Raw genomic sequence first — 13,002 nt, 5'->3', positions numbered from 1 at the left:
CCGGGAAGTTCATGCGAAGTTCGGGCCCGATACAGTACCCGGACGTGTCACGTTTTACACCGGTCGACGGCGATGCCGTCTGACAAGTGAGTAAGGTCCACGTTGTGACAGTGAACACCGGAACTCACGAAGCGGTCCCTGCCGCAGCCGCCGAATCCTTCGATCCCGCCGCCCACGCGGCGTCGATGGTCGGCCACCACTACCGCGTCGACGACTACTACGAGGTCGGCCGCGAGAAGGTGCGTGAATACGCCCGTGCGGTGCAGGATTACCACCCGGTGCACTGGGAAGAAGACATCGCCCGCGAGTACGGCCACCAGGGCCTGGTCGCTCCGCTCACCTTCATTTCCCTGGTCGGAATCCTCGCCCAGCGCAAACTGTTCGAACAGATCGTGACCGGGTACGACCTGAGTCAGATCATGCAGACCGACCAGATCCTGGAATTCCACCGCCCGATCCGGGTCGGCGACCAGTTGACCTGTGATGTGTATCTGCATTCTTTCCGCCAGGCCTTCGGCGGCGACATCATCGTGACCAAGAACATCGTCACCGCCCAGGACGACGAATTGGTGCTCACCACCTACACCACCCTGATCGGCCGCAGCGGCGGTGACATCGATCCACGGATGTCGGACGCGGTGCGCAACGTGCTCATGCACGGCCTCGGCGAGGAAGAGCCCGCCCACCACGCGCCGTCCGAGCTCGCGGTCGGGATCACACCGGACCCGATCACCAGACAACCCGCTCCGACGCTCAGCGCGCACGCCCTGTCCTTCGACAGCGTCTCGGTCGGCGACGAGCTGCCTTCGCGCGTGGTGCGACTCACCCGCGGCGACCTGGTCAACTACGCGGGTGTCTCCGGCGACGCGAACCCGATCCACTGGAGCGACGAGGTCGTGAAGCTGGTCGGCCTGGACAACGTGGTCGCGCACGGCATGCTCACGATGGGACTCGGCGGCGGTTTCGTCACCTCGTGGCTGGGCGATCCCGGCGCGGTGCAGGAATACAACGTCCGCTTCACGAGCCCGGTCTACGTCGGTGCCGACGCTCCGGCCGAGCTCGAATTCACCGGAAAGGTGAAATCGGTCGACCCGGAGGCGCGGACCGCGGTGGTCGCCATCATCGCGAAGTCGGCGGGCAAAAAGATCTTCGGGCGCGCCACGGCAACCGTTCAGTTGTCCTGACCTGGTCGAGTGTCGGTGGATTGGCGATAACCGCGCGCGGTGACGTATAGTCGGGACTCTGGGGTCACGAGATGCTGCGCGCTGATCTTCCCGAGGGGTTAACCCTCATGGAAGCGGCGCGCGTGTTGTGTGACACTGGAGACAACCGAATATCGAATGTGGTTGGGCACTACAGCTCAGGCTGGTCCAACCGAAGGGGCGTAGCTCAATTGGCAGAGCAGCGGTCTCCAAAACCGCAGGTTGCAGGTTCAAGTCCTGTCGCCCCTGCCCTGAATGCCAGCGACGAGAGAGGATCGACGTGAGCGACGAGCGGGACACTCGCGAAGACGGCGAGGACACCGCCGCTGCCACTCGACCGAGTGGCAAGCGGTCTGCTCGTCGGGTGCGCGCGTCGGATGCGCCGGCAGACAACGGATCGGTGGCCACGCTCGATCGGCCATCGTCCTCGCGCAAGGCAGACAAGACTGCCGGCAAGGCGGGCAACCCGTTCAAGCGGCTGCTGAAGTTCCTGCGAGAGGTCATCGGGGAACTGCGCAAGGTGATCTGGCCCAACCGGAAGCAGATGGTCACCTATACGGCCGTCGTTCTGGTGTTCGTGGTCTTCATGGTCGCGTTCATCGCCGGGATCGACATAGCGTTCGTCAAGGGTGTCGACTGGCTGTTCGGCTGATCGCCGACACCCACGCCGGTAGCCGATTGCGGGCAGGAACGGCGGAGCGTGCCTCCGCGCGACCGACCCGGCCCAGACGATGTACGTGACGACACAGGAAGCGAGTGCCTCAGTGAGCACCCCGGAGAACGACACCAACGACGAGTTCCCGGTTGACGACACGGTCGTGGCGGAAACCGCCACCGACGAGGTCGAGGCCGCCGAGCTCGCCGATGCCGACGTGGCCGATGACGAAGCCGCAGCCGAAGAGGCTGTCGTCGACGAAGCCGTGATCGACGAAGTCGCCACCGAGGAAGACCCCGAGGCCGACCCGATCGAGTCGATGAAGACCAAGCTGCGCCGCGTGCCCGGCGACTGGTACGTCGTGCACTCGTACGCCGGTTACGAGAACAAGGTCAAGACCAACCTGGAGACCCGTGTGCAGAACCTCGGTCTCGAGGACTACATCTTCCAGGTCGAGGTACCGACCGAAGAGGTCACCGAGATCAAGAACGGCCAGAAGAAGAACGTCAACCGCAAGGTGTTGCCGGGCTACATCCTGGTCCGGATGGAACTGAACAACGAGTCGTGGGGCGCGGTCCGCAACACCCCGGGTGTCACCGGTTTCGTCGGCATGACCGGCGGTGGCCCCGGCGCCAAGCCGACCCCGCTGACCATCAACGAGGTCGTGAAGTTCCTGGTCCCGGCCGGTGCGCAGGCGCAGAAGAAGGCCGCCGCGGCCGCTGCCAGTGGTTCGGATGCCGGTAGCTCGGCTTCGGGCAAGCCCACCATCGAGGTCGACTTCGAGGTCGGCGAGTCGGTCACCGTCATGGACGGCCCGTTCGCCACGCTGCCCGCGTCGATCTCCGAGGTCAACGCCGAGCAGCAGAAGCTCAAGGTGCTCGTGTCGATCTTCGGTCGCGAGACCCCGGTCGAGCTGAACTTCACCCAGGTCTCCAAGATCTAAAGATTTCCACACCCGCGTCAACGGCACCGCTCATCGGCGGTGCCGTTGGTGTTTGTGCTGGTCGCCACCCGATTGTCGAGGTGCGAGACCGGTTCGGTAGAGTGTGATGGTTCGTGTTCTGACTTCCCCGCAGTACTTGTCGGGGACCGGTCGTGCGCGGATACGAGGCTTACGGCAACCGTAAGGAACCGAACCCCAGAAAGCCAAGGAAGAAAGATGCCCCCCAAGAAGAAGAAGCTCGCCGGGATCATCAAGCTGCAGATCCAGGCCGGCGCAGCCAACCCGGCACCGCCGGTCGGCCCCGCGCTCGGTCAGCACGGCGTCAACATCATGGAGTTCTGCAAGGCGTACAACGCCGCGACCGAGTCGCAGCGTGGCAACGTCATTCCGGTCGAGATCTCGGTGTACGAGGACCGGACGTTCGACTTCAAGCTGAAGACCCCGCCTGCCGCTCGGCTGCTGCTCAAGGCCGCCGGTGTGCAGAAGGGCTCCGCTGAGCCGCACAAGACCAAGGTCGCCAAGGTCACGATGGACCAGGTCCGCGAGATCGCCAAGACCAAGGCCGAGGATCTCAACGCCACTGACATCGATCAGGCCGCGAAGATCATCGCCGGTACCGCGCGTTCGATGGGTATCACCGTCGAAGGCTGAGCGTCAGCGCCGGAGGCGGCAGCGCAGCGTAACCACGCAGGCGTAGCGAAGCCTTCGATCAGGCACTGCAGGCTGAGCGAATCTCGCTCTCATGTGGGAGGGCCGGCCAGGCCCGACGAAACCACATCTGAACCCAGAACTTTAAGGACAGAGAATCATGGCAAAACGAAGCAAGGCGTACCTCGCCGCTGCTGAGAAGGTCGATCGCGACAACCTGTACTCCCCGCTGGCCGCCGCGCGCCTGGCGAAGGAGACCGCGACCACCAAGACCGACGCGACCGTCGAGGTCGCCGTCCGTCTCGGCGTGGATCCCCGCAAGGCCGACCAGATGGTCCGTGGCACCGTCAACCTGCCGCACGGCACCGGTAAGACTGCCCGCGTCATCGTGTTCGCCGCGGGCGAGAAGGCTTCCGAGGCCGAGGCCGCCGGCGCCGACGCCGTGGGCGCCGAGGACCTGATCGAGCGGATCCAGGGCGGCTGGCTCGACTTCGACGCCGCGATCGCCACCCCGGATCAGATGGCCAAGGTCGGCCGCATCGCGCGTGTCCTCGGCCCGCGTGGTCTGATGCCGAACCCGAAGACGGGCACCGTCACCAACGATGTGACCAAGGCCGTCAACGAGATCAAGGGCGGCAAGATCAACTTCCGCGTCGACAAGCAGGCCAACCTGCACTTCGTCATCGGCAAGGCGTCCTTCGACGATGCCAAGCTGGTGGAGAACTACGGCGCCGCGCTGGACGAGATCCTGCGTGTGAAGCCGTCGACCGCCAAGGGTCGCTACGTCAAGAAGATCACGGTTTCGACGAACACCGGACCGGGCATCCCGGTGGACCCGAACCGCACCCGCAACCTCCTCGACGAGGATGCGTGAGCTTCGGCTGACAGCTAGCTCCTAGAGCAACCACGAGGGTGGGAACGCACTGCGTTCCCACCCTCTGGCGTTTGCCGGTCAGTCGTTCTGCGGTTCGGGTGCCTTGTCGCGCCAGCCGAGCAGCACGGATTCGCCGTTCTGCGGCTTCCACGGCAGGAAGACGGCCACGATCACCGCGCACACCAGCACCGCGCCGGTGGCGACCAGTGAGGCGGCGTGTGCGCCCTGCAGCGTCGCGGACTTCATGGCGATGATCAGATTCTCGCGCTGGGTTTCGAAGAACGGCGTGAGCTCGCGCTTACGCAGTTCCAGCACGCTGAGCGGACTGGCCTTGACCAGGCTCTTCTCGTTGTCGTTCATGATGCCCATCGGGATCGCGTCGATGCGCGCGCCGATCCGGCTGGTGTAGTACGAGGCCACGATCGAGCCGAGTACCGCGACGCCGAGGGTCCCGCCGATCTCGCGGGTCGTGTCGTTGACGGCCGATCCGGCGCCCGCCTCGTTCAGCGGGAGCGAGGACATGATCGACTCGGTGGCCGGTCCCTGCACGATGCCGAGTCCCAGCGCCATCAACACCATCGAGGGCAGCACGCCGATCACGTAGGTGCTGTCGACGGTGACCTGCCCGCCCAGATAGAGGCCGGCGCCGATGAGCAGCAGGCCCAGCACCAGCACCGCGGTGGTGCCGACCCGTTGCGCCAGCAGCGTCGCGACCGGTGCGCCGATCGCGACCGAGACGGCGAACGGCAGTGAGGCGATACCGAATTCGAGCGGGGTGTATTCGCGCACGCCCTGGAAATACTGGGTGATCAGGAAAAGGAAACCGAACATCGAGAAGTAGCCGATGGCGATTGCCAGCGCGGGCAACGAGAATCGGCGGTTGCGGAACAACCGCATATCGAGAATCGGTGCGGCAGTGCGCAATTCCCACGTCACGAAGCCGGCGAGCAGCACGGTGCCGAGCGCCGCGGTGCACAGGGTGGTGAGCGAGAGCCAGCCATTGTGCGGCGCTTCGATGATCGACCACACCACCAGCGTGATCCCGGCGATCGAGAGCGCGATACCGACGAGATCGAGTTTGCCGATCTTGTCGGCGCGCGATTCGGGCACCCAGATCAGCGTCGCGATCAGCGCGATCAGCGCCACCGGCACGTTGATCCAGAACACCGAGTGCCAGCTGAAATGTTCGAGCAGCCAGCCGCCCGAGATCGGGCCGATGGCGATCGCGAACCCGGCCATCGCGGTCCACGCGGCGATGGCCAGCGCGCGTTCGCGCCGGTCGGTGAAGATATTGATGATCAGGGCGAGGGTGGCGGGGAAGACCGCGGCGGCGAAAACGCCCATCGCGGCCCTGGCGACGATGACCTGCGTCATCGACTCGGCGAGCGCGCCGCCGACCGACATCGCCGCGATACCGACGAGGCCGACGGTCATGATCCGGCGGCGGCCGTAGCGGTCACCGAGATTGCCCGCCGCCAGTAGCAGGCCGGCGAAGGTGAGGGTGTAGGCGTCGACGACCCACTGCAGCCCGGAGACCCCGGTCTGTAGTTGGACGCCGATCGAGGGAAGGGCGACATTGACGATGGTGTTGTCGAGCACCACCAGCAATTCGGCCAGACAGATGACGGCGAGCGCGAGAAACCGCTGCGAACGCCGGTCCAGCAGCATTGATGGAGCGACTATGGAGGTTGCCATAGCATCGGAGTCAACCAGATTACTGTCACTGCACGTAACACCTTTTGGCTGGGATCGCTGACACATCGCCGTGCCGAAGTGGCTTGGGTCACATCGAATTCGCCCGAATTGGTCCGTGAGGTACCCGTTTTGGCAGATGGGGGTAGGTGCAGGTACAGTAAGCAACGGTCATGCGGGATGTGCATACATCCGGCGAGGACCACACCCATTCGTTCTACCGAAGACCGTTGGTCGTTGATGCCGAATTTCACGGTGTCGATCGAAGGTCCGGCGACATTGCCGGCGACCCACGCAGGGAGAGCTGAGGCCGAAGTTATTTTGCGCCCCGGTACGCCTTGCGTCCGGGGCGTTCGTTTTGTCGCCGGCCCCTGATTCGGTAGTGCACCAACGAAACCGACATCAGAGAGGAGGCGAAGTATGGCGAAACCTGAAAAGGTCACCGCTGTCGCGGAGATCGCGGAGCAGTTCAAGAACTCCACGGCCACTGTTGTCACGGAATACCGTGGCCTGTCGGTCGGCAAGCTCACCGAGCTGCGTCGTGCGCTCGGCGCCGACGCCACGTACTCCGTCGCCAAGAACACCCTGGTCAAGATCGCGGCCGCGGAAGCGGGCGTCGAGGGCCTGGACGACTTGTTCGTCGGACCGACCGCCATCACCTTCATTTCGGGTGAGCCCGTCCTGGCCGCGAAGGCCCTCAAGACCTTCGCCAAGGACAACAAGGCACTCGTCATCAAGGGCGGCTACATGGACGGCGCTGCGCTGTCCGTGTCCGAGGTCGAGAAGATCGCCGACCTGGAGACCCGCGAGGTCCTGCTGGCCAAGCTGGCAGGCGCGATGAAGGGCAACCTGTCCAAGGCGGCCGGTCTGTTCAACGCTCCCGCAGGTCAGGTGGCCCGTCTGGCCGCCGCGCTGCAGGAGAAGAAGCAGGCCGCCGAAGGCGCTGCCGAGTAATACCCCCTGCTCGGGTATTACGCCCGCGCGCAAAGACATTCACCACCGAAAGGAACAATCATGGCCAAGCTGTCCACTGAAGAGCTGCTCGACGTTTTCTCGGAGATGACCCTCCTGGAGCTGTCCTCCTTCGTCAAGGCGTTCGAGGACAAGTTCGAGGTCACCGCTGCTGCCCCCGTCGCGATCGCCGCTGCCGGTGGCGCCGCTGCTCCGGCTGACGCCGCTGAAGAGCAGGACGAGTTCGACGTCATCCTCGAGGGTGCCGGCGACAAGAAGATCCAGGTCATCAAGGTGGTCCGTGAGATCGTCTCGGGCCTGGGCCTGAAGGAAGCCAAGGACCTGGTCGAGGGCGCCCCGAAGCCGATCCTGGAGAAGGTCGCCAAGGATGCCGCCGAGGCCGCCAAGGCGAAGCTCGAAGAGGCCGGCGCCAAGGTTTCCGTCAAGTAATTCGGCAACCCTGTGCTGTTGTGAACGGGCGGTCCTTTATGGGCCGCCCGTTTGCTATTTGTCCCGGACATGCGAAAGTGATCCGGGTCGTGGGAACCGTCGCAGGTTACTCTTCAGTCATGTAGGGGTGTGCCCCGTCTCACTGATGGGTTACAGTGACCGGACCCACAGAGTCGTAGCGCACCGCCGTGATGTGAGCGCGCGGGAACGCGGGTGGGGTGCTCGCAGGGATCAATGGAGGTAGCAGTGGGCGTCGAGGTCAGGACCGAGGGTGTAACTAAATCCTTCGGTTCACAGCGAATTTGGCAGGACGTGTCGATCACGCTCCCTTCGGGTGAGGTCAGTGCGTTGCTCGGCCCTTCGGGTACGGGTAAGTCGGTGTTCCTGAAGTCGCTCATCGGTCTGCTGCGGCCCGAGCGCGGGTCCATCTTCATCGATGGCACCGACATCATGACCTGCTCCAACAAGGAGCTCTACGAGATCCGCAAACTGTTCGGCGTCCTTTTCCAGGACGGTGCGCTGTTCGGCTCGATGAATTTGTACGACAACATCGCTTTCCCGCTTCGTGAGCACACGAAGAAGACGGAATCCGAGATCCGCCGCGTGGTCATGGAGAAGCTCGAGCTGACCGGTCTGCTCGGCGCCGAGGGCAAGCTGCCCGGCGAGATCTCCGGCGGTATGCGCAAGCGCGCCGGGCTGGCCCGCGCGCTGGTCCTCGACCCGCAGATCATCCTCGTCGACGAGCCCGACTCGGGCCTGGACCCGGTGCGTACCTCGTACCTGGCGCAGCTGCTGCTCAATATCAACGCGCAGATCGACGCCACGATCCTGATCGTGACGCACAACATCAACCTGGCCCGCACCGTGCCGGACAACATCGGCATGCTCTTCCGCCGTCAGCTGGTGATGTTCGGCCCCCGTGAGGTGCTGCTCACCAGCGAGGAGCCGGTGGTCAAGCAGTTCCTCAACGGCCGCATGATCGGCCCGATCGGTATGTCGGAGGAGAAGGACGAGGCGCAGATGGCGCGCGAGCAGGCCCTCGTCGACGCCGGTCACCACCACGGTGGCGCCGAGGAGATCGACGGCATCATCCCGCAGATGAAGGCCGAGCCCGGCATGCCGGCCCGCCAGGCCGTGTTCCGCCGTCAGGCGCGCGTGCGCGAGATCATCCACACGCTGCCGCACGCGGCGCAGGTGGCGATCCGCGAATCGCTGGATTCCTCCGACGACACTCAGGTGATGGCGAACTACGCCGGCAGCGATCAGCCCACCGAAACGTTCAAGACGGTTCCGCACGGCCAGATCAACGGCTGAGCGACTTTTACGCCTCAGATGAGCCCCGGCCTACGGCCGGGGCTCATCTGCGTGACAGGGCGGAAAACAGTCGCTGACCGGCCGTCTGCCAGCTGGCGCGCACGGCGTGTCGCGAGTAAAATGACCGCGGCGCCGGGTGGGGGATCCCCAGCGCGCCAGGCGATCTCGCATCGCGAACCGACCTACCCGCGGCACTTGACGAGGGGCCCGCGAACCGTCACCCTATTCACAGCAGCGTCAGCTGTTAAGGGGCATCAGCGCCAGTGAGAAAAGGGCCCTGCGCCAGCGAAAGTAGGCGTCAGCGTCAGCTGAACAGGGGCTCAGCGCCAGTTGAATAGAGGGCTCAGCGCCAGGTGGGCAGTCGGCTCGGGGGAGTCGGCGGCAGGGCGCAGAGCGGTGAAGGATCTGACGCGGCCAGCGTCCAGGGCTTCGGCGCGTTATCCCGTGCGAGCGGTCACACGGATGGTATGTTGACACTCCCTTGTCTAGGGGTGTAAGTTTGGACGTTGCGCTGGCTGCCTCCTGTCCACACCTTGATTCGCACTCGAAAGTTCCACCCTTCCGGTGTTACTTCCGCTGCTGCTTGTTCTGGTTTCGTTCGGGCTGTAACCAGCGGAATTCGTAGCAGACAAGCGACGGTCGCGGACCACCACGCGACGCGCGTGAGGTGCTGGAAGGACGCATCTTGGCAGTCTCCACCCAGACCAAGGCTGGTATCCCCGGAGCCCCGTTGAGGGTTTCGTTCGCGAAGATCCGTGAGCCCCTCGAGGTGCCCGGACTTCTCGACCTACAAACGGACTCGTTCGCCTGGCTGGTCGGTACACCCGACTGGCGTGAGAAGGCAGCCGCTCGCGGCGACGTCGGTCTCGCAGGCGGCCTCGAGGAGGTGCTCGAAGAGCTCTCGCCGATCGAGGACTTCTCCGGTTCCATGTCCCTGTCGTTCTCTGATCCGCGCTTCGAAGAGGTCAAGGCCTCCATCGACGAGTGCAAAGAGAAGGACATGACCTACGCGGCGCCGTTGTTCGTCACCGCGGAGTTCATCAACAACAACACCGGCGAGATCAAGAGCCAGACGGTGTTCATGGGCGATTTCCCCATGATGACCGACAAGGGCACCTTCATCATCAACGGCACCGAGCGTGTCGTCGTCTCGCAGCTGGTCCGTTCCCCGGGCGTCTACTTCGATCACAACATCGACAAGACCACCGAGAAGGACCTGCACAGCGTGCGCGTGATTCCGTCGCGCGGCGCGTGGCTGGAGTTCGACGTCGACAAGCGCGACACCGTCGGTGTCCGTATCGACCGCAAGCGCCGTCAGCCGGTCACCGTGCTGCTGAAGGCGCTGGGTTGGACGACCGAGGAGATCGTCGAGCGTTTCGGCTTCTCCGAGATCATGATGTCCACCCTGGAGAAGGACAGCACGCCCGGCCAGGACGAGGCGCTGCTCGATATCTACCGCAAGCTGCGTCCGGGCGAGCCGCCGACCAAGGAGTCCGCGCAGACTCTGCTGGAGAACCTGTTCTTCAAGGAGAAGCGCTACGACCTGGCCCGCGTCGGTCGTTACAAGATCAACAAGAAGCTCGGCATCCACGTGCACGAGCCGGTGACCTCCTCGGTTCTCACCAAGGAAGACATCGTCGACACCATCGAGTACCTGGTGCGTCTGCACGCCGGTGACCGCACGATGACCGCCCCCGGCGGTGAAGAGGTCCCCGTCGAGATCGACGACATCGACCACTTCGGTAACCGTCGTCTGCGCACCGTCGGCGAGCTCATCCAGAACCAGATCCGCGTCGGTCTGTCTCGTATGGAGCGCGTGGTTCGCGAGCGGATGACGACTCAGGACGTCGAGGCGATCACGCCGCAGACCCTGATCAACATCCGTCCGGTTGTCGCCGCGATCAAGGAGTTCTTCGGAACTTCGCAGCTGTCGCAGTTCATGGACCAGAACAACCCGCTGTCGGGCCTGACCCACAAGCGCCGCCTGTCGGCGCTCGGCCCGGGTGGTCTGTCCCGTGAGCGTGCCGGTCTGGAAGTTCGTGACGTCCACCCGTCGCACTACGGCCGCATGTGCCCGATCGAGACCCCGGAAGGCCCGAACATCGGCCTGATCGGTTCGCTGTCGGTGTACGCGCGGGTCAACCCGTTCGGCTTCATCGAGACGCCGTACCAGAAGGTTGTCGACGGCAAGGTCACCGACGAGGTCAAGTACCTGACCGCCGACGAGGAAGACCGCTACGTTCGCGCGCAGGCCAATTCCCCGGTCGACGCCGAGGGTCGCTTCCTCGAGGAGAAGGTCCTCGTCCGCCGTGCGGGCGAAGAGGTCGAGTTCGTGACGCCGGCGCAGGTCGACTTCATGGACATCTCGCCGCGCCAGATGGTGTCGGTCGCGACGGCCATGATCCCGTTCCTCGAGCACGACGATGCCAACCGTGCCCTCATGGGTGCGAACATGCAGCGTCAGGCCGTGCCGCTGATCCGTTCCGAGTCCCCGATCGTGGGTACCGGCATGGAGCTGCGCGCAGCCGTCGACGCGGGCGACGTCGTTGTCAACGAGAAGCCCGGTGTCGTCGAAGAGGTCTCGGCCGATTACGTCACCGTGATGGCCGACGACGGCAGCCGCAAGTCCTACCGGATGCGCAAGTTCAACCGGTCGAACCAGGGCACCTGCTCGAACCAGCGTCCGATCGTGGACGAGGGCGATCGGGTGGAGAAGGGGCAGGTCCTCGCGGACGGCCCCTGCACCGAGAACGGTGAGATGGCGCTGGGCAAGAACTTGCTCGTCGCGATCATGCCGTGGGAAGGCCACAACTACGAGGACGCGATCATCCTGTCGCAGCGCCTCGTGGAAGAGGACGTTCTCACCTCGATCCACATCGAAGAGCACGAGATCGATGCTCGCGACACCAAGCTCGGTGCCGAGGAGATCACCCGGGATATCCCGAACGTCTCCGATGAGGTCCTCGCCGACCTCGACGAGCGCGGCATCATCCGCATCGGTGCCGAGGTTCGCGACGGCGACATCCTGGTCGGCAAGGTCACGCCAAAGGGCGAGACCGAGCTCACCCCGGAAGAGCGTCTGCTGCGTGCCATCTTCGGTGAGAAGGCTCGCGAAGTTCGCGACACCTCGCTGAAGGTGCCCCACGGTGAGTCCGGCAAGGTCATCGGCATTCGCGTGTTCTCGCGCGAGGACGACGACGATCTGCCTCCCGGTGTGAACGAGCTGGTCCGCGTCTACGTGGCGCAGAAGCGCAAGATCCAGGACGGCGACAAGCTCGCCGGTCGCCACGGCAACAAGGGCGTCATCGGCAAGATCCTCCCCATCGAGGACATGCCGTTCATGCCCGACGGCACGCCGGTCGACATCATCCTGAACACCCACGGTGTGCCCCGTCGTATGAACATCGGCCAGATCCTGGAAACCCATCTCGGGTGGATCGGTAAGGCCGGCTGGAATATCGACGTGGCCGCGGATGGCACCCGCCCCGAGTGGGCGGCGACGCTGCCCGAGGAGATGCTGGCGGCGCCGGCCGACTCGAACATCGCCACGCCCGTCTTCGACGGTGCCAAGGATGACGAGCTGACCGGTCTGCTCGGCTCGACCCTGCCCAACCGTGACGGTGAGCGGATGGTCAACGCCGACGGCAAGTCGACGCTGTTCGACGGTCGTTCGGGTGAGCCGTTCCCGTACCCGGTCGCGGTCGGTTACATGTACATCCTGAAGCTGCACCACCTGGTCGACGACAAGATCCACGCCCGTTCGACCGGTCCGTACTCGATGATCACGCAGCAGCCGCTGGGTGGTAAGGCGCAGTTCGGTGGTCAGCGTTTCGGTGAGATGGAGTGCTGGGCCATGCAGGCCTACGGCGCGGCGTACACGCTGCAGGAACTCCTGACCATCAAGTCCGACGACGTGGTCGGCCGCGTGAAGGTCTACGAGGCCATCGTCAAGGGCGAGAACATTCCGGAGCCGGGCATTCCGGAGTCGTTCAAGGTGCTCCTCAAGGAACTCCAGTCACTGTGCCTCAACGTCGAGGTGCTGTCTTCGGACGGCGCCGCGATCGAGATGGGCGGCGGCGAAGACGAGGATCTGGAGCGCGCGGCCGCGAACCTGGGCATCAACCTGTCCAGGAACGAAGCCGCAACCATCGACGATCTGGCGAACTAGGTGGTACGCGCGGTGCGGCTGTCCCTTGGAAAAGGGCAGCCGCCCCGCGCCCCGCGCTCGACCAAACTAGTGAACTTTTGCTCGAATTCGACCCGAATAGGGGAA

At 64.4% G+C, this 13,002-nt stretch carries 10 protein-coding genes and 1 tRNA gene; 10 read left to right on the top strand and 1 reads right to left on the bottom strand.

What is annotated here, in order from left to right:
* Positions 1–110: 110 nt before the first annotated feature.
* From ACQHI0_RS25070 to rplA, 6 genes are all read left to right on the top strand, one after another.
* Positions 111–1,184 (top strand): fused (3R)-hydroxyacyl-ACP dehydratase subunits HadA/HadB, encoded by a 1,074-nt coding sequence (locus ACQHI0_RS25070; protein WP_427909287.1) that lies wholly within the window; start codon positions 111–113, stop codon positions 1,182–1,184.
* Positions 1,185–1,378: 194 nt separating this feature from the next.
* Positions 1,379–1,451, top strand: a tRNA-Trp gene (locus ACQHI0_RS25065).
* A gap of 31 nt (positions 1,452–1,482) precedes the next feature.
* Complete coding sequence (secE, locus tag ACQHI0_RS25060; RefSeq protein WP_427904256.1) at positions 1,483–1,854, top strand: preprotein translocase subunit SecE; 372 nt, start codon at positions 1,483–1,485, stop codon at positions 1,852–1,854.
* A gap of 112 nt (positions 1,855–1,966) precedes the next feature.
* Positions 1,967–2,800: a transcription termination/antitermination protein NusG gene (gene nusG, locus ACQHI0_RS25055; RefSeq protein WP_427904255.1), complete on the top strand. Its 834-nt coding sequence runs from the start codon at positions 1,967–1,969 to the stop codon at positions 2,798–2,800.
* 216 nt (positions 2,801–3,016) lie between these two features.
* The gene (gene rplK / locus ACQHI0_RS25050; RefSeq protein ID WP_063004011.1) at positions 3,017–3,451 is read left to right on the top strand and encodes a 50S ribosomal protein L11; all 435 of its coding nucleotides are present in this window, start codon (positions 3,017–3,019) and stop codon (positions 3,449–3,451) included.
* A gap of 157 nt (positions 3,452–3,608) precedes the next feature.
* Positions 3,609–4,322: a 50S ribosomal protein L1 gene (gene rplA / locus ACQHI0_RS25045; RefSeq protein ID WP_301903705.1), complete on the top strand. Its 714-nt coding sequence runs from the start codon at positions 3,609–3,611 to the stop codon at positions 4,320–4,322.
* 78 nt (positions 4,323–4,400) lie between these two features.
* On the opposite strand, the gene ACQHI0_RS25040 is transcribed toward rplA, so the two are convergent.
* The gene (locus ACQHI0_RS25040) at positions 4,401–6,017 is read right to left on the bottom strand and encodes an MFS transporter (protein WP_427904254.1); all 1,617 of its coding nucleotides are present in this window, start codon (positions 6,015–6,017) and stop codon (positions 4,401–4,403) included.
* A gap of 417 nt (positions 6,018–6,434) precedes the next feature.
* Here ACQHI0_RS25040 and rplJ point away from each other — a divergent pair, with 417 nt between their 5' ends.
* From rplJ to ACQHI0_RS25020, 4 genes are all read left to right on the top strand, one after another.
* The gene (rplJ, locus tag ACQHI0_RS25035; protein WP_266293657.1) at positions 6,435–6,968 is read left to right on the top strand and encodes a 50S ribosomal protein L10; all 534 of its coding nucleotides are present in this window, start codon (positions 6,435–6,437) and stop codon (positions 6,966–6,968) included.
* Between the two features lie 60 nt (positions 6,969–7,028).
* Positions 7,029–7,415: a 50S ribosomal protein L7/L12 gene (gene rplL / locus ACQHI0_RS25030; protein WP_427904253.1), complete on the top strand. Its 387-nt coding sequence runs from the start codon at positions 7,029–7,031 to the stop codon at positions 7,413–7,415.
* A 234-nt stretch (positions 7,416–7,649) separates the two neighbouring features.
* Positions 7,650–8,729 carry an ABC transporter ATP-binding protein gene (locus ACQHI0_RS25025; protein WP_427904252.1) on the top strand — a complete coding sequence of 360 codons (1,080 nt, stop codon included), beginning with the start codon at positions 7,650–7,652 and terminating at the stop codon, positions 8,727–8,729.
* A gap of 667 nt (positions 8,730–9,396) precedes the next feature.
* A complete protein-coding gene (locus ACQHI0_RS25020) occupies positions 9,397–12,897 on the top strand; it encodes a DNA-directed RNA polymerase subunit beta (RefSeq protein ID WP_358060948.1) in 3,501 nt (1,166 codons plus the stop codon).
* The last annotated feature ends 105 nt before the right edge of the window (positions 12,898–13,002 follow it).

Source organism: Nocardia sp. FBN12 (assembly GCF_050320175.1).
GTDB lineage: Bacteria > Actinomycetota > Actinomycetes > Mycobacteriales > Mycobacteriaceae > Nocardia.
Note: the sequence above shows the minus strand (reverse complement) of the source record. Positions and strands in the feature narration are given on the sequence as shown.